The sequence below is a fragment of the Pseudomonas sp. SDO5532_S415 genome, from assembly GCF_054071155.1.
Genome location: NZ_JBSVWS010000131.1, coordinates 1 through 17,335 on the forward strand (window position 1 = coordinate 1; position 17,335 = coordinate 17,335).

Below are 17,335 nucleotides of genomic sequence, written 5' to 3' on the forward strand. Positions count from 1 at the left end.
TCAAAGCAGAAATGCTGCAACCTTGCTCGCCGCAGCCGCCAGATGCTGTTCATGCGTAAACCCCGAAGCCTTCAACGGCTTCATATCATGATCCCCCGCCACCAGCCAGAACACGTCGATATTCGGCGATAACACATACCCTTCCACTGCCTGGCGATTGCCCAACGCATCCCGCTCACCCTGCACGATCAAAGTCCGCGTCTTCAATCCGGCCAAATGCTCGACCCGTGGCTTCTCCGGTTTGCCCACCGCATAAAACGGATAACCCAGGCACACCAGCGCATCGGCGCCTAATTCATCTGCCAGCAAACTGGCCATCCGCCCGCCCATGGACTTGCCGCCGATGGCCAGCGGCCCAGCGACATGGCGTCGCACCTGGGCATACACCTCACGCCAGCATTCCAGCAGCTTCGGTGCCGGATTGGGCGGGCGCTTGCCGCCGTCGACACGCCGTTGCGCCATGTACGCAAACTCAAAGCGCAACACGTTGACGCCAAGCGCCGCGAGGCGTGCAGCCATGTCGTTCATCCAGTCGCTGTCCATCGGCGCGCCGGCGCCATGGGCGAGGATCAGCGTCGCCGACGCCGGCGCCACAGCGGCATCCCACAGCCATCCATGATCCTGCACGCACTGCGCCCATTGATCCCCGTCAATACCGGCCTTGTGCTGTTTGTCCATGCTTGCCTCGCTTTTAGTCTGCCTATAACTCCAGGCGAAGGGTGCGCTGCCGGCGCTTCCTTCGGCTGAACCGTGGATGGGGAACCATGAACACTTCTATCAGTACCGCCTACAACTACAAGGTGGTCCGCCAATTCGCCATTATGACGGTGGTGTGGGGCATCGTCGGCATGGGGCTCGGGGTATTTCTCGCCGCCCAGTTGGTCTGGCCCGAACTCAACTTCAATTTGCCCTGGACCAGTTTCGGGCGGTTGCGCCCGCTGCACACCAACGCGGTGATCTTCGCGTTCGGCGGCTGCGCCTTGTTCGCCAGTTCGTTCTACTCGGTGCAACGCACCTGCCAGACCCAGTTGTTTGCTCCGAAAATCGCCGCGTTCTGCTTCTGGGGCTGGCAACTTGTGATCCTGCTGGCGGCCATCAGCCTACCGCTGGGCTACACCAGTTCCAAGGAATACGCCGAACTGGAGTGGCCGATCGACATCCTGATCACCATCGTCTGGGTCGCGTACGCCATCGTGTTCTTCGGCACGGTGATGCAGCGCAAGACCAAGCATATCTACGTCGGTAACTGGTTCTTCGGCGGGTTCATCATCACCGTCGCCATCCTGCACATCGTCAACAACCTTGAGTTGCCGGTGAGTTTTACCAAGTCCTACTCGCTGTATGCCGGTGCGACCGATGCCATGGTGCAGTGGTGGTACGGCCACAACGCCGTGGGCTTTTTCCTGACTGCCGGTTTCCTCGGCATGATGTATTACTTCGTGCCCAAGCAGGCCGAACGCCCGGTGTACTCCTATCGCCTGTCGATCGTGCACTTTTGGGCGCTGATCACCCTGTACATCTGGGCAGGTCCCCACCACCTGCACTACACCGCGCTACCTGACTGGGCGCAATCGCTGGGCATGGTGATGTCGCTGATCCTGCTGGCGCCGAGCTGGGGCGGGATGATCAACGGCATGATGACCCTGTCGGGCGCCTGGCATAAATTGCGCAGCGACCCGATCCTGCGCTTCCTCGTGGTCTCCCTGGCCTTCTACGGCATGTCGACGTTCGAGGGACCGATGATGGCGATCAAGACCGTCAATGCCCTCTCCCACTACACCGACTGGACCATCGGCCACGTTCACGCCGGCGCGCTCGGCTGGGTGGCGATGATTTCCATCGGCGCGCTGTACCACATGATCCCGAAAGTCTTCGGCCGTGAGCAGATGCACAGCATCGGCCTGATCAACGCGCACTTCTGGCTCGCGACCATCGGCACCGTTCTCTACATCGCTTCGATGTGGGTCAACGGCATCGCCCAGGGCTTGATGTGGCGCGCGGTGAACGAAGACGGCACGCTGACCTACTCCTTCGTCGAAACCCTGGTGGCCAGCCACCCGGGCTTCATCGTGCGACTGGTGGGCGGGGCGATCTTCCTCTGCGGCATGTTGCTGATGGCTTACAACACCTGGCGCACCGTGCGGGCTTCGCAGCCTGCCGAAGTCGCCGCTGCCGCGCAGATGGCCTGAGGAGTCCGCCATGAAACACGAAACAATCGAGAAAAACGTCGGCCTGCTGATGCTGCTGATGGTGTTCGCCGTGAGCATCGGCGGCCTGACCCAGATCGTCCCGCTGTTCTTCCAGGACGTGACCAATAAACCGGTGGAAGGCATGAAGCCCTACACCGCGCTGCAGCTCGAAGGTCGCGACATCTATATCCGCGAAGGCTGTGTCGGTTGTCACTCGCAGATGATTCGCCCGTTTCGCGCCGAGACCGAACGCTACGGCCACTACTCGGTGGCGGGGGAAAGCGTCTGGGATCACCCGTTCCTCTGGGGTTCCAAACGTACAGGCCCGGACCTGGCGCGGGTCGGGGCGCGCTACTCGGATGACTGGCACCGCGCGCATTTGTACAACCCGCGCAACGTGGTGCCGGAATCGAAGATGCCCGCCTACCCGTGGCTGGTGGCCAATCAGGTCGACAGCAGCCACACCGAAACCAAGCTCAAGGCCATGCGTACGCTGGGCGTGCCCTACACCGACGACGACATTGCGGGCAGCGTCGAGTCACTCAAGGGCAAGACCGAGATGGACGCACTGGTCGCCTACCTGCAAGTGCTCGGCACTGCGATCAAGAGCAAGAGGTGACACATGGTCTTTGAAGTCAGTACTGGCATGATCCGCGGCCTGGGCACGGTCGTGGTGTTCGTGGCCTTCGTCGGCCTGACCCTATGGGTGTTCAACGGCAAGCGCAGCCCCGAATTCGCCGAAGCACGCCTGCTGCCGTTCGCCGACGAGCCGCCATCGGAAAACAGCCCTCAACAAGAAACCGCCGCAAGGAGTACCCGGCCATGACCACCTTCTGGAGTACGTGGATCTGCGTACTGACCATCGGCAGCCTTATCGGCCTGACCTGGTTGCTGATCGGCACCCGCCGGGGCGAAACCAAGGGCAGTGTCGACCAGACCATGGGCCACAGCTTTGACGGCATCGAGGAGTACGACAACCCATTGCCGCAATGGTGGTTCATGCTGTTCGCCGGCACCCTGGTGTTCTCTGTCGGCTATCTGATTCTCTATCCGGGCCTGGGCAACTGGAAAGGCATCCTGCCCGGCTACGACAACGGCTGGACCGGCGTGCACGAATGGGAAAAGGAGATGGACAAGGCGGACGCGAAGTTCGGACCGATCTTCGCCAAATTCGCCGCGATGCCGGTGGAAGAAGTGGCCAAGGACCCGCAAGCACTGAAAATGGGCGGTCGTCTGTTCGCCTCCAACTGCTCGGTGTGTCACGGCTCGGACGCCAAAGGAGCGTTCGGCTTCCCCAACCTGGCGGACAGTGACTGGCGCTGGGGCGGCAACGCCGAAACCATCAAGACCACCATCATGGGCGGACGCATGGCGGCGATGCCGGCCTGGGGTGAAGTCCTCGGCGAGGCCGGCGTAAAAAACGTCGCGGCTTATGTGCGCCACCAACTGGCTGGCCTGCCTCTGCCTGCCGACAGCGACGCCGACCTGCAAGCCGGGCAGCAAGCGTTCAGCACCACCTGCGTCGCCTGTCACGGGGCGAACGGCCAGGGCACTGAAGCCATGGGGGCGCCGAACCTGACGCACCCGGCCGGTTTCATCTATGGCACCAGCCTGACCCAGCTTGAACAGACCATCCGCCATGGCCGCCAGGGTCATATGCCGGCGCAGAGCGAACTGCTCGGTAACGATAAAGTGCAACTGCTGGCCGCGTATGTGTACAGCTTGTCCCACGGATTGAATACCGAGCGTTTGCAGGCTGAAGGCAAAGGCGAATAATTCTTGACCGCTCTACTGCCGCATTCTCCCGAATGCGGCAGTTCACTTCCCCTTTGCGACCCATTGTCGCACCCTCCACGAGTCTGCCTTTCGGTTCCCCGGATTCGGGTCTAAGCTTCCTCCGATGCGGACTGGCCAGTGCCGGTTCCAGGTCGACCCTGAACGATGTGTTCGACGAATCTGCCCGATGACAGGCCGCAAAGGCTGGTAGATACCGGCTGTCGCGCCAATTGCCTGCGGTCACCCAATCGTTGTGTTTGAACACACCCCGTTACATCCGACCTGACCCCCTCGCCTGATCAGTTTTCCGGGACGTTTTGTCCGCGGCCGATTTTGTCCTTACGCGGCGCATGGAAAGGCCGCAGAATCAGCATTTGAACGCATTGACCCAGGTCATGGCGCGTTGCAATGACCCTACGCTTTCTACATACTTGCGGCCGATTTTTAATCCTAATAAAACACCCAAACCGTGGAACCTTAGAATGAGCACAGCAATCAGTCCGACTGCTTATAACTATAAGGTAGTCCGCCAGTTCGCCATCATGACGGTGGTCTGGGGGATCCTTGGCATGGGGCTCGGTGTCTTCATCGCCTCTCAACTGGTCTGGCCGGAATTGAACTTCGGTCTGCCCTGGACGAGCTTTGGACGCCTGCGCCCGTTGCACACAAACCTGGTGATTTTCGCCTTCGGTGGATGTGCACTGTTTGCCACTTCCTATTACGTCGTGCAGCGAACCTGCCAAACGCGACTGATTTCCGACAGCCTCGCCGCCTTCACCTTCTGGGGTTGGCAAGCGGTGATCGTCGGCGCCATCGTTACCTTGCCGCTGGGTTACACCACCACCAAGGAATACGCTGAGCTGGAATGGCCCCTGGCTATTCTGCTGGCCATCGTCTGGGTCACCTACGGTCTGGTGTTCTTCGGCACCATCGTCAAGCGCAAGACCAAGCACATCTATGTGGGCAACTGGTTCTACGGTGCCTTCATCGTCGTGACGGCGATGCTGCACATCGTCAACCACGCTTCCTTGCCCGTCAGTTTCTTCAAGTCGTACTCGGCCTACTCGGGTGCGACCGACGCGATGATCCAGTGGTGGTACGGCCACAACGCCGTAGGCTTCTTCCTGACCACCGGCTTCCTGGGGATGATGTACTACTTCGTGCCGAAACAGGCCGAGCGTCCGATCTACTCCTATCGCCTGTCGATCGTGCACTTCTGGGCGCTGATCACCCTGTACATCTGGGCCGGTCCGCACCACCTGCACTACACCGCGCTGCCGGACTGGGCGCAATCGCTGGGCATGGCGATGTCGATCATCCTGCTGGCGCCGAGCTGGGGCGGCATGATCAACGGCATGATGACCCTGTCGGGTGCCTGGCATAAGCTGCGCACCGACCCGATCCTGCGCTTCCTGGTCGTCTCCCTGGCTTTCTACGGCATGTCGACCTTCGAAGGCCCGATGATGGCGATCAAGACCGTGAACTCGCTGTCGCACTACACCGACTGGACCATCGGCCACGTACACGCCGGCGCCCTGGGCTGGGTAGCGATGATTTCGATCGGCGCGATCTACCACATGATCCCGAAACTGTTCGGTCGTGCGCAGATGCACAGCGTCGGCCTGATCAACACGCACTTCTGGCTGGCCACCATCGGTACCGTCCTGTACATCGCTTCGATGTGGGTAAACGGCATCACCCAGGGCCTGATGTGGCGTGCAATCAACGATGACGGCACCCTCACCTACTCGTTCGTCGAAGCGCTGCAAGCCAGCCACCCTGGTTTCATCGTCCGCGCCCTGGGCGGTGCGTTCTTCGCCGCCGGCATGCTGTTCATGGCCTACAACGTGTACCGCACCGTACGCGCCTCGAACCCGGCTGAAGCCGAAGCCGCCGAACAGATCGCTGTAGTTGGAGCTCACTGATGAAGCATGAAGCAGTCGAGAAGAACATTGGCCTGCTGGCCTTCTTCATGGTCATCGCCGTCAGCGTCGGCGGCCTGACCCAGATCGTTCCGCTGTTTTTCCAGGACGTCACCAACAAGCCGGTCGAAGGCATGAAGCCTCGCTCCGCCCTTGAACTGGAAGGCCGCGATATCTACATCGCCAACGGTTGCGTCAGCTGCCATTCGCAGATGATCCGCCCGTTCCGTGCTGAAACCGAACGTTACGGCCACTACTCGGTTGCCGGTGAAAGCGTCTGGGACCACCCGTTCCTGTGGGGTTCCAAGCGTACCGGTCCGGACCTGGCCCGTGTCGGCGGTCGTTACTCCGATGACTGGCAGCGTGCGCACTTGTACAACCCGCGCAACGTGGTGCCCGAATCGAAAATGCCGGCCTACCCGTTCCTCGTGGAAAACAAGCTCGACGGCAAAGACACCGCGAAGAAAATGGAAGTCTTGCGCGCGCTCGGCGTCCCTTACACCGACGAAGACATCGCCGGTGCCAAGGATGCCGTGAAGGGCAAAACCGAAATGGACGCGCTGGTGGCCTATCTGCAAGGCCTGGGCACCATCATCAAAAGCAAACGGTGATCTAAATGGATATCGGGATGATTCGTGGCCTGGGCACCGTTGTCGTGATGGTTGCCTTTATCGGTCTGGCCTTGTGGGTGTTCAGCCCCAAGCGCAAGTCGGAGTTTGAAGACGCGACCTTGCTGCCTTTCGCGGATGATCCCGAAGCCATCAAGCACGTCGAGCAAGCTTCTAGGAGTAACAAAGAATGACTACATTCTGGAGTCTGTACGTCACAGTCCTCAGTCTCGGTACGATCTTTTCCCTGACCTGGCTGCTGCTGTCGACCCGCAAGGGCCAGCGCACCGAGTCCACCGAAGAGACGGTTGGGCACTCCTTCGACGGGATCGAGGAGTATGACAACCCGCTGCCGAAATGGTGGTTCATGCTGTTCGTGGGCACCATCATTTTCGCCCTGGGTTACCTGGTGTTGTACCCGGGCCTGGGTAACTGGAAAGGCTTGCTGCCAGGTTACAACTACCTGGACAACGAGAAGCAGACCGCGTTCGCCAACGGCCAGACCGGCTGGACCGGCGTTCACGAGTGGGAAAAGGAAATGGCCCGTTCGGACGCCAAGTTCGGTCCGATCTTCGCCAAGTTCGCTTCCATGCCGATCGAAGAAGTGGCCAAAGACCCGCAAGCCCTGAAGATGGGTGGCCGCCTGTTCGCCTCCAACTGCTCGGTCTGTCACGGTTCCGACGCCAAGGGCGCTTACGGCTTCCCTAACCTGACCGACGCCGACTGGCGCTGGGGCGGCGAGGCGGAAACCATCAAGGCCACCATCATGGGCGGCCGTCACGCGGTCATGCCGGCGTGGGCTGAAGTGATCGGCGAGCAAGGCGTCAGTGACGTTGCTGCTTTTGTCCTGACCAACCTCGATGGCCGCAAGCTGCCGGAAGGCGCCAAGGCTGATCCGGTTGCGGGCCAGAAGCTGTTCGCTGCCAACTGCGTGGCTTGCCACGGTCCGCAGGGCAAAGGCACCCCGGCCATGGGTGCTCCTGACCTGACCCACCCGGGCGCCTTCATCTACGGTTCGAGCTTCGCTCAACTGCAGCAGACTATCCGTTACGGCCGTCAGGGCCAGATGCCTGCGCAAGAGCAAATGCAGGGCAATGACAAGGTTCACCTGCTGGCCGCTTACGTCTACAGCCTGTCTCACGGCGAGAAGGCTGCGGCGGAAAATGCCCAGTAAGGCAAACGCTTGATGCAAAGAAAAAGGCCCTGTCATCTGACAGGGCCTTTTTTTTGATCTATCAAAACAACCGCCGGTCGAGCACTCACACCACAAAGTTGCGAGCCATACAAGCAAGTAGTAACGTTTCTACATTCGAGCATTCAGAGAGGGTCAGACATAATGGCCATCACCACCATTTCCAGTCGCGAATTCAATCAGGACACAAGCGGTGCCAAAAAAGCCACGCGCCAGGGTCCGGTTTTCATCACCGACCGAGGCAAGCCGGCCCATGTGCTGCTAAGCATTGAGGATTACCAGAAATTGACCGGCATCAACGCCGACATCGTCGAACTGCTGGTAATGCCAGAAGCGGCAGACATCGAGTTCGAAACCGAACGCGCCGTGATCACTCATCGCCCCGTGGATTTGTCTTGATGTTTCTTCTCGATACCAACGTGATTTCTGAACTGCGTAAGCCCCATGCTGATACGAACGTTGTCGCCTGGGCCAAAAGCATCATCGCTCCCCGAATGTTTATTTCGGCCATAACCTTGAAAGAACTGGAGACGGGCGTCCTGCGCATGGAGCGTCGCGATCCCGCTCAGGGAAAGGTATTGCGTACCTGGCTCAAGCGCCATGTCATTCCGGCTTTCGACGCTCGAATCCTGCCGATCGATGCCGCCGTGGCCCTTCGGTGTGCCAGCTTGCATGTTCCGGATCGCACAAACGAAGCGGACGCGTTGATTGCAGCGACGGCGCTGGTTCATGGCTTGACCGTCGTCACCCGTAACGTCAGCGATTTTCAATCCAGTGGTGTGCAGTTGATTAACCCATGGGTCAATTGACCGTCGACACCCGCAAAACCGTCCATAATTCACAAGTCAATTGATACAGGTCATTACACGGTCAGTTGATTTCCACCAACGTGACCAAAGGTCGCACCCTTGGGCTAGAGCGACAGGCGTATCATTGCGCCACTGCAACACCTCTTTTTGACCGCGGTCGGCACGTACTGACCGAGGCATTTTTCCACTGCCGTGGGATGCAACCGATGAGCAACCAGATTCCGGTACACGACGTTACCCCGCCCGCCAAAAACGGGAACAACACCGTCGACCTCTACGCCTCTCGAGAAAAGATCTACACCCGTGCCTTCACCGGCATTTTCCGCAACCTGCGGATAGCCGGTGGTGCTGTGCTGTTCCTGTTGTATTTCGGTACGGTCTGGCTGAACTGGGGCGGTCACCAGGCTGTCTGGTGGAACCTGCCGGAGCGTAAATTCTTCATCTTCGGCGCGACCTTCTGGCCACAGGACTTCATCCTGCTGTCGGGCATGTTGATCATCGCGGCCTTCGGTCTGTTCTTCATCACGGTGTATGCGGGCCGGGTCTGGTGTGGTTATACCTGTCCGCAGAGCGTCTGGACCTGGATTTACATGTGGTGTGAAAAGGTCACCGAAGGCGACCGCAACCAGCGCATCAAGCTCGACAAGGCGCCGATGAGCGCCAACAAATTCCTGCGCAAGTTCAGCAAGCACACGATGTGGCTGCTGATCGGTTTCGTGACCGGCATGACCTTCGTCGGCTACTTCTCGCCGATCCGTGAGCTGACCATCGACTTCTTCACCGGCGAGGCCGATGGCTGGTCCTATTTCTGGGTCGGCTTCTTCACCCTCGCCACCTATGGCAACGCCGGCTGGCTGCGCGAGCAGGTGTGTATTTACATGTGTCCGTATGCGCGCTTCCAGAGCGTGATGTTCGACAAGGACACCTTGATCGTTTCGTACGACCCGCGTCGTGGCGAAGGCCGTGGCCCACGCAAGAAAGGCATCGACTACAAGGCTCAGGGCCTGGGCGACTGCATCGACTGCACCATGTGCGTCCAGGTCTGCCCGACCGGCATCGACATCCGTGACGGCCTGCAAATCGAATGCATCGGTTGCGCCGCCTGCATCGATGCCTGCGACGCCATCATGGACAAGATGGAGTATCCACGCGGCCTGATCAGCTACACCACCGAACACAACCTGTCCGGCCAGAAAACCCATAAACTGCGTCCGCGCCTGATTGGCTATGCCGTGGTGTTGCTGGCAATGATCAGCCTGCTGGTCACCGCGTTCTTCATGCGCTCGCTGGTGGGTTTCGACGTCAGCAAGGACCGTGTGCTGTACCGCGAGAACGCCGAGGGCCGGATCGAAAACGTCTACAGCCTGAAGATCATGAACAAGGATCAGCGCGACCATACCTATGTGCTCGAAGCCACCGGCCTGCCGGACCTCAAGCTGCAAGGCAGGCGCGAGATCAAGGTCGCGGCCGGCGATATCGTCAGCCAGCCGGCCGAACTGTCCGTGGCCCCGGAACACCTGCCATCGAGCACTAACGAGGTGAAATTCATCCTCAAGGACGCCGATGACGCCAGCATTCACGTTGAAGCCAAGAGCCGATTCATCGGCCCACAAATTCGTTGAGAGAAGTGATCATGCCCGCAGCAACTGCCGCAAGTCCCTGGTACAAGCACCTTTGGCCATGGATCATCATCGGGATCCTGGCTTGCTCGGTGACCCTGACTTTGTCCATGGTGACCATCGCGGTGAACAATCCGGACAACCTGGTCAACGACAACTACTACGAGGCCGGCAAAGGCATCAACCGCTCCCTCGACCGTGAACTGCTGGCGCAGACCCTGTTGATGCGCGCCAGCGTTCACCTGGATGACGTGACCGGCGAAGTCGACCTGCGCCTGAACGGCAACAGCCAACCGAAAACCCTTGAGCTGAACCTGATCTCGCCGACACAGCCGGAAAAGGACCGCAAGATCGTCCTGACCCGCAGCGAAACCGAACAGGGCCGCTACATCGGTCAGTTGAGCGACAAGATCGAAGGCCGTCGCTTTGTCGAATTGCTGGGTACTCAGGACGATCATATATGGCGCATGTTCGAGGAAGAACTGGTCAGCCATGACAAGGATCTGCTGCTCGGTGATGAACCGTTGCAGGGTGCGGAAGACCTGAAGAAGTAAAAAGCTGCGCTTCGCGCATTCGCGAGCAGGCTCGCTCCCACAGTTGATCACTGTCGTGCTTGAAGTTTGAGTACACCAATGATCCATGTGGGAGCGAGCCTGCTCGCGAAGAGGCCCTTTCTGATGACCCGGATTCAGCGGTACCAGTGAATATCCAATGACCACCCCAACCCCCTGCTACCACTGCGCCCTGCCCGTCCCGGCCGGCCGCCGTTTCACCGCGGCGGTCCTGGGGCAAACCCGCGAGTTCTGCTGCCCGGGTTGCCAGGCTGTGGCCGAAGCGATAGTCGCGGGCGGGCTGCAAAGCTATTACCAGCATCGCAGCGAAGCGTCGGCCAACCCCGAAGCGCTGCCGGTGCAATTGGTGGATGAACTGGCGCTGTACGATCGCGCCGATGTCCAGCAACCCTTTGTCCGCCATGAAGGCGAACTGGCCGAAACCACACTGCTGATGGAAGGCATCAGTTGCGCCGCCTGCGGCTGGTTGATCGAGAAACACCTGCGCGCCCTGCCGGCGGTGGCCGAAGCACGCCTGAACCTGTCCAACCATCGCTTGCACGTGCGCTGGGCGGACACGCAGTTACCGCTGAGCCAAGTCCTCAGTGAACTGCGCCAGATCGGCTACGCTGCCCACCCCTATCAAGCCGACCGCGCCAGCGAACAACTGGCCAGCGAAAACCGCCTGGCATTGCGCCAGCTCGGCGTAGCCGGTCTGTTGTGGTTCCAGGCGATGATGGCAACCATGGCCACCTGGCCGGAATTCAACATCGACCTAAGCCCTGAACTCCATGCGATCCTGCGCTGGGTCGCGCTGTTCCTCACCACACCGATCGTGTTCTACAGCTGCGCGCCGTTCTTCAAGGGCGCCATGCGCGACCTGCGCACCCGTCACCTGACCATGGACGTTTCGGTGTCACTGGCCATTGGCAGTGCCTACATCGCCGGGATCTGGACCTCGATCACCGGCGTCGGCGAACTGTATTTCGATGCGGTCGGCATGTTTGCGCTGTTCCTGCTGGCCGGACGCTATCTGGAGCGCCGCGCCCGGGAACGCACCGCCGCCGCCACCGCCCAGCTGGTCAACCTGCTGCCGGCCTCCTGCTTGCGCCTGAGCGGCGACGGCCAGAGCGAGCGGATCCTGCTCAGCGAACTGCGGGTGGGCGACCAGGTCCTGGTGCACCCGGGTGCAATCCTCCCGGCTGATGGCAAGATCCTCGACGGCCAGTCGAGCATCGACGAGTCGCTGCTGACTGGCGAATACCTGCCGCAACCCCGTACGCCAGGCGACGCCGTCACTGCAGGCACCCTGAACGTCGAAGGCGCGCTGACCGTGCAAGTCCAGGCGCTCGGCCAGGACACGCGCCTCTCCGCCATCGTCCGTTTGCTGGATCGTGCCCAGGCGGAAAAACCACGACTGGCGGAAATCGCCGACCGCGCCGCCCAATGGTTCCTGCTGCTGACGCTGATTGCGTGCGCCTGTATTGGCCTGCTGTGGTGGGAGCTGGACTCGTCGCGAGCCTTCTGGATTGTGCTGGCGATGCTGGTGGCAACTTGCCCCTGCGCCCTCTCCCTGGCGACGCCGACCGCCCTCACCGCCGCCACCGGCACCCTGCACAAACTCGGTTTGCTGCTGACGCGTGGTCATGTGCTCGAAGGCCTGAATCAGATCGACACGGTGATTTTCGACAAGACCGGCACCCTCACCGAAGGACGTCTGGCGCTACGCTCGATCCGCCCCCTCGGCGCCCTCCACAGCGATCAATGCCTGAGTCTGGCCGCCGCTTTGGAAAACCGCTCCGAACACCCGATCGCCCGCGCCTTCGGTCGCGCGCCACTGGCCGCCGAAGACGTGCACAGCACGCCGGGCCTCGGCCTTGAAGGACTGGTCGGCGAACAGCGTCTGCGCATCGGCCAAGCCGGGTTTGTTTGCGAACTCAGCGGTGCCGTCGTGCCATCGATGCCGGATGAGCCTGGCCAATGGTTGCTGCTCGGCGACCAACAAGGGCCCCTGGCCTGGTTCGTGCTCGATGACCGCTTGCGCGCCGACGCCCCGGCCCTGTTGGCCGCCTGCAAGGCACGCGGCTGGCGCACATTGTTGCTGTCGGGCGACAGCTCGCCGATGGTCGCCAGTGTCGCCGCCGAACTCGGCATCGACGAAGCCCGCGGCGGCTTGCGCCCCGATGATAAGTTACAGGTTCTGCAACAGCTGCATCTGCAAGGTCGCAAGGTGTTGATGCTCGGGGACGGGGTCAATGATGTGCCGGTGTTGGCCGCCGCTGACATCAGTGTCGCCATGGGCTCGGCCACCGATCTGGCAAAAACCAGCGCCGACGCCGTGTTGCTGTCCAATCGCCTCGATGCACTGGTGCAAGCCTTCGGCCTGGCCCGGCGCACCCGTCGGGTAATCATCGAGAACCTGCTGTGGGCGGCGCTGTACAATGGCCTCATGTTGCCGTTCGCCGCCCTCGGCTGGATCACGCCGGTGTGGGCTGCGGTCGGCATGTCCATCAGTTCGTTGACCGTGGTGCTCAATGCCCTGCGCCTGACTCGCCTGCCGAGTGGGCCGGCTGCCGGCATCACGCCAGAAACCCGCCCGTTGCCGGCCTGAGTCGCGCGGGCATGGAGTCCAGATGCCAGCTCTTTACGTGATGATCCCGGCCGCGCTGCTGATCGTGGCCATCGCTATCTACATCTTCTTCTGGGCGGTCGACAGCGGTCAGTACGACGACCTCGACGGCCCCGCCCACAGCATCCTGTTCGATGATCAGGACCCGAAGCACACCGCAGCCGTCGACGAGGCCAGTGGCCATCCGGCCCAACCCGACGACAAGGCCCCGCCCCATGCTTGAATTGGCGCCATTGCTGGTGTCTGCGGTGATTCTCGGTCTGCTCGGTGGCGGTCATTGCCTGGGCATGTGCGGCGGCTTGATGGGCGCGCTGACCCTGGCGATTCCCAAGGAGCAACGCAGCCGCCGCTTCCGCCTGCTGCTGGCGTACAACCTCGGGCGAATCCTCAGCTATGCCGCCGCCGGCCTGCTGATCGGCCTGGCCGGCTGGGCGGTGGCCAACAGTCCGGCGGCGCTGTTCATGCGCGTGCTCGCCGGCCTGTTGCTGATCGCCATGGGCCTGTACCTCGCCGGCTGGTGGAGCGGGCTGACGCGCATCGAAAGCGTAGGTCGTGGGCTTTGGCGGCATATCCAGCCGGTGGCCAACAAACTGCTGCCGGTGTCGAACGTCCCCCGCGCACTGCTTCTGGGAACGCTCTGGGGCTGGCTGCCTTGCGGTCTGGTTTACAGCACCCTGCTCTGGTCGGCCAGCCAGGGCAATGCACTGGACAGTGCATTGCTGATGCTGGCGTTCGGCCTCGGCACCTGGCCGGTGCTGCTCGCCACCGGGCTGGCGGCGGAACGGGTGACGGCATTGTTGCGCAAACGCAGCGTGCGCATGACCGGTGGATTGCTGGTGATGCTGTTCGGTATCTGGACCTTGCCGGGGCCGCATCAGCATTGGCTCATGGGGCACTGATCCTGTGGCGAGGGAGCTTGTCGAATCGTCGCACCGTTCCGCTGGGGCGCGAAGCGGCTCCAAAAAGATGGGCCTGCTGCGCAGGCCAGCGGGAGCAAGCTCCCTCGCCACAAAAGCCATCAAAGCCACCACCCTTGATGCAAATCAAGACCCCCGAATGTCACCCCCCCTAGACTGGCCGCCACTGCCAGCCTATTCCGGGGGATGCCCGCATGATGCTCGACGCCATTCGTTGGGATACCGATCTGATCCGCCGTTATGACCTGGCGGGACCGCGCTACACCTCCTATCCGACCGCCATGCAGTTCCATGGCCAGGTCGGCACCTTCGACCTGTTCCACGCCCTGCGCGACAGCCGCAAGGCCCAGCGCCCGTTGTCGCTGTACGTCCACGTGCCGTTCTGCGCGAACATTTGCTATTACTGCGCCTGCAACAAAGTCATCACCAAGGATCGTGGCCGCGCCCTGCCCTACCTGCAGCGCCTGGAACAGGAAATCCAGCTGATTGCCTGTCACCTCGACCCCGCGCAAAAGGTCGAGCAGCTGCACTTTGGTGGCGGCACGCCAACGTTTCTCAGCCACGACGAACTGCGTCAGCTGATGGCGCACCTGCGCAAGCATTTCAATTTGCTGGATGACGATTCCGGCGACTACGGCATTGAAATCGACCCTCGTGAAGCCGACTGGTCGACCATGGGCCTGTTGCGCGAACTGGGCTTCAATCGGGTCAGCATCGGCCTGCAAGACCTCGACCCGGCCGTCCAGCGTGCAGTCAATCGCCTGCAAAGCCTGGAGGAAACCCGCGCGGTGATCGACGCCGCCCGCACCCTGCAATTTCGTTCGATCAACATCGACCTGATCTACGGCTTGCCGAGACAGACCCCGGAGAACTTCGCCCACACCGTCGAAGAAGTCATCCGCCTGCAACCGGACCGGCTCTCGGTCTTCAACTACGCGCACCTGCCGGAACGCTTCATGCCGCAACGGCGGATCAACAGCGATGAGTTGCCGACGCCAGCGCAGAAGCTGGAAATGCTGCAGCGCACCATCGAACAACTGACCGGCGCCGGTTACCGCTACATCGGCATGGATCACTTCGCCCTGCCTGACGATGAACTGGCGGTTGCCCAGGAAGAATCGACCCTGCAACGCAACTTCCAGGGTTACACCACCCACGGGCATTGCGATCTGATCGGCCTGGGCGTGTCGGCTATCAGCCAGATCGGCGACTTGTACTGCCAGAACAGCAGCGACTTGAACCAGTACCAGAACGCTTTGGACTCTGCGCAACTGGCCACCAGCCGCGGCTTGTTGTGCAACGCCGATGACCGCCTTCGGCGTGCCGTGATACAACAGTTGATCTGCGATTTCAGTCTGGAATTCGCCCAGATCGAACAGGCCTTCAACATCGATTTTCAAGGCTATTTCGGCGAACTTTGGCCGCAATTGCAGAACATGGCCAAAGACGGCCTGATCGAACTGAGTCGTGAAAGAATCACTGTATTGCCGGCCGGACGCTTGCTCGTGCGCTCGGTGTGCATGGTGTTCGATGCATACCTGGAACACCACAGCCGCCAGCGGTTTTCACGAGTGATCTAGTGGTGCGACAAAAGCGCCATGCACTGGCCCCGGTGTCCTCTGCTGAGTTACCCTTACGTCTTATGTGTGTTTTCCCACAAGGATCGAAGAAATGTCCGAGCCAGTAAAACTGCGCGCTCATAACCAGGCCCATTGCAAGGATTGCAGCCTGGCCCCGCTGTGTTTGCCGCTTTCGCTGAATCTGGAAGACATGGATGCGCTGGACGAAATCGTCAAACGTGGCCGCCCGTTGAAAAAGGGTGAGTTTCTGTTCCGCCAGGGCGACACTTTCGACTCCGTTTACGCGGTACGCTCCGGCGCCCTCAAGACCTTCAACTTGAGCGATGCCGGTGAAGAACAGCTCACCGGCTTCCACCTGCCGAGCGAACTGGTCGGCCTGTCGGGCATGGACACCGAAAAGCACCCGGTCTCGGCGCAGGCACTGGAAACCACTTCGGTCTGTGAAATTCCCTTCGAACGCCTCGACGAACTGGCCCTGCAATTGCCGCAGTTGCGCCGTCAGTTGATGCGGGTGATGAGTCGCGAGATTCGTGATGACCAACAGATGATGCTGCTGCTGTCGAAAAAGACCGCCGACGAACGCATCGCCACCTTCCTGGTCAACCTGTCGGCACGTTTCCGCGCGCGTGGCTTCTCGGCCAATCAGTTCCGCCTGAGCATGTCGCGCAACGAAATCGGCAACTATCTGGGCCTGGCGGTGGAAACCGTCTCGCGGGTGTTCACGCGCTTCCAGCAGAACGAGCTGATCGCCGCCGAAGGCAAGGAAATCCGCATCCTCGACCCGATCCAGCTATGCGCTTTGGCCGGTGGTTCGATCGAGGGCTGATTCAAGATGTTGCGGCTGAGCATAAGGGGTCAGCCGCCGTTATAATGCGTCGTTTGCAGCCCTGCCAGGACACCCCAACGATGGCCTTCGACTCCTTCGACATCAAATCCCTTATCCGCCCCGTGATCGACTTCCCCAAGCCGGGGGTGATTTTTCGCGACATCACTCCGCTGTTCCAGTCGCCCACGGCCTTGCGCCTGGTGATGGACAGCTTCGCCCATCGTTATGTCGAAGCCGATTTCACCCACATCGGCGCCATGGACGCCCGTGGCTTTCTGATCGGTTCGGTATTGGCCTATCAGCTGAACAAACCGCTGGTGCTGTTCCGCAAGCAAGGCAAACTACCGGCCGATGTCCTGGCCGAAGGCTATGCGACCGAGTACGGTGAAGCCTTCCTCGAAGTGCACGCCGACAGCCTCTGCGAGGGCGACTCGGTGGTGATGTTCGATGATTTGATCGCCACCGGTGGCACTCTGATCGCGGCAGCGAACCTGATTCGCCGCATGGGCGCCCGGGTGCATGAAGCGGCGGCGATCATTGACTTGCCGGAGCTGGGTGGATCGCAGCGTCTCGAAGATATGGGGATTGCGACGTTCTGCCTGACTCAGTTTGCCCTTACCGACAAGTAAGTAGCGTCTGTACCGGCCTCTTCGCGAGCAGGCTCGCTCCCACAGTCGACTTTCGTCATACGCAAAATATGTGTACGCCGAAGCCCCC

19 protein-coding genes are annotated in these 17,335 nt (G+C 60.9%); 18 read left to right on the forward strand and 1 reads right to left on the reverse strand.

Features of this window, described 5'->3' with window-relative positions; all coding sequences use genetic code 11:
• On the reverse strand, window positions 1-678 hold the full coding sequence (locus ACW9HW_RS22575; protein WP_457401806.1) for an alpha/beta family hydrolase: 678 nt from the start codon (window positions 676-678) through the stop codon (window positions 1-3).
• An 86-nt stretch (window positions 679-764) separates the two neighbouring features.
• Between ACW9HW_RS22575 and ccoN (ACW9HW_RS22580) the strand changes: the two genes are divergently transcribed.
• The 18 genes from ccoN (ACW9HW_RS22580) (at window position 765) to ACW9HW_RS22665 (ending at window position 17,247) form a co-directional block, all read left to right on the forward strand.
• Window positions 765-2,189, forward strand: a complete 1,425-nt coding sequence (gene ccoN, locus ACW9HW_RS22580; RefSeq protein WP_457401807.1) for a cytochrome-c oxidase, cbb3-type subunit I — start codon at window positions 765-767, stop codon at window positions 2,187-2,189.
• 10 nt (window positions 2,190-2,199) lie between these two features.
• Window positions 2,200-2,808 (forward strand): cytochrome-c oxidase, cbb3-type subunit II, encoded by a 609-nt coding sequence (ccoO, locus tag ACW9HW_RS22585; protein WP_095197334.1) that lies wholly within the window; start codon window positions 2,200-2,202, stop codon window positions 2,806-2,808.
• Between the two features lie 3 nt (window positions 2,809-2,811).
• Complete coding sequence (locus ACW9HW_RS22590) at window positions 2,812-3,015, forward strand: cbb3-type cytochrome oxidase subunit 3 (RefSeq protein ID WP_095197333.1); 204 nt, start codon at window positions 2,812-2,814, stop codon at window positions 3,013-3,015.
• Entirely contained in the window at window positions 3,012-3,965 is a 954-nt protein-coding gene (gene ccoP / locus ACW9HW_RS22595; RefSeq protein WP_457401808.1) for a cytochrome-c oxidase, cbb3-type subunit III, read from the forward strand. The genes ACW9HW_RS22590 and ccoP (ACW9HW_RS22595) overlap by 4 nt, the downstream gene beginning before the upstream one ends.
• A 482-nt stretch (window positions 3,966-4,447) precedes the next feature.
• Entirely contained in the window at window positions 4,448-5,890 is a 1,443-nt protein-coding gene (gene ccoN / locus ACW9HW_RS22600; RefSeq protein WP_095197331.1) for a cytochrome-c oxidase, cbb3-type subunit I, read from the forward strand.
• A complete protein-coding gene (gene ccoO / locus ACW9HW_RS22605) occupies window positions 5,890-6,498 on the forward strand; it encodes a cytochrome-c oxidase, cbb3-type subunit II (RefSeq protein WP_095197330.1) in 609 nt (202 codons plus the stop codon). The genes ccoN (ACW9HW_RS22600) and ccoO (ACW9HW_RS22605) overlap by 1 nt, the downstream gene beginning before the upstream one ends.
• 5 nt (window positions 6,499-6,503) lie before the next feature.
• The gene (locus ACW9HW_RS22610; RefSeq protein ID WP_003175465.1) at window positions 6,504-6,689 is read left to right on the forward strand and encodes a CcoQ/FixQ family Cbb3-type cytochrome c oxidase assembly chaperone; all 186 of its coding nucleotides are present in this window, start codon (window positions 6,504-6,506) and stop codon (window positions 6,687-6,689) included.
• The gene (gene ccoP, locus ACW9HW_RS22615; RefSeq protein ID WP_095197329.1) at window positions 6,686-7,669 is read left to right on the forward strand and encodes a cytochrome-c oxidase, cbb3-type subunit III; all 984 of its coding nucleotides are present in this window, start codon (window positions 6,686-6,688) and stop codon (window positions 7,667-7,669) included. Before ACW9HW_RS22610 ends, ccoP (ACW9HW_RS22615) begins: the two co-directional genes overlap by 4 nt.
• Before the next feature lie 162 nt (window positions 7,670-7,831).
• Window positions 7,832-8,086 (forward strand): type II toxin-antitoxin system Phd/YefM family antitoxin, encoded by a 255-nt coding sequence (locus ACW9HW_RS22620; protein ID WP_056857098.1) that lies wholly within the window; start codon window positions 7,832-7,834, stop codon window positions 8,084-8,086.
• Window positions 8,086-8,496, forward strand: a complete 411-nt coding sequence (locus ACW9HW_RS22625) for a PIN domain-containing protein (RefSeq protein ID WP_457401809.1) — start codon at window positions 8,086-8,088, stop codon at window positions 8,494-8,496. The genes ACW9HW_RS22620 and ACW9HW_RS22625 overlap by 1 nt, the downstream gene beginning before the upstream one ends.
• A gap of 206 nt (window positions 8,497-8,702) precedes the next feature.
• Entirely contained in the window at window positions 8,703-10,118 is a 1,416-nt protein-coding gene (ccoG, locus tag ACW9HW_RS22630; RefSeq protein WP_095197326.1) for a cytochrome c oxidase accessory protein CcoG, read from the forward strand.
• An 11-nt stretch (window positions 10,119-10,129) separates the two neighbouring features.
• Window positions 10,130-10,669, forward strand: coding sequence for a FixH family protein (locus tag ACW9HW_RS22635; RefSeq protein ID WP_095197325.1), 540 nt, complete (start codon window positions 10,130-10,132; stop codon window positions 10,667-10,669).
• Between the two features lie 157 nt (window positions 10,670-10,826).
• A complete protein-coding gene (locus tag ACW9HW_RS22640) occupies window positions 10,827-13,277 on the forward strand; it encodes a heavy metal translocating P-type ATPase (RefSeq protein WP_457401810.1) in 2,451 nt (816 codons plus the stop codon).
• A gap of 22 nt (window positions 13,278-13,299) precedes the next feature.
• A complete protein-coding gene (gene ccoS / locus ACW9HW_RS22645) occupies window positions 13,300-13,518 on the forward strand; it encodes a cbb3-type cytochrome oxidase assembly protein CcoS (protein WP_095197323.1) in 219 nt (72 codons plus the stop codon).
• Entirely contained in the window at window positions 13,511-14,194 is a 684-nt protein-coding gene (locus ACW9HW_RS22650; RefSeq protein WP_095197322.1) for a sulfite exporter TauE/SafE family protein, read from the forward strand. The genes ccoS and ACW9HW_RS22650 overlap by 8 nt, the downstream gene beginning before the upstream one ends.
• A 215-nt stretch (window positions 14,195-14,409) precedes the next feature.
• Window positions 14,410-15,792, forward strand: a complete 1,383-nt coding sequence (gene hemN / locus ACW9HW_RS22655; protein ID WP_457401811.1) for an oxygen-independent coproporphyrinogen III oxidase — start codon at window positions 14,410-14,412, stop codon at window positions 15,790-15,792.
• Between the two features lie 91 nt (window positions 15,793-15,883).
• Window positions 15,884-16,618 carry a fumarate/nitrate reduction transcriptional regulator Fnr gene (gene fnr / locus ACW9HW_RS22660; protein WP_095197320.1) on the forward strand — a complete coding sequence of 245 codons (735 nt, stop codon included), beginning with the start codon at window positions 15,884-15,886 and terminating at the stop codon, window positions 16,616-16,618.
• Between the two features lie 80 nt (window positions 16,619-16,698).
• Entirely contained in the window at window positions 16,699-17,247 is a 549-nt protein-coding gene (locus ACW9HW_RS22665) for an adenine phosphoribosyltransferase (protein WP_095197319.1), read from the forward strand.
• Window positions 17,248-17,335: the final 88 nt, after the last annotated feature.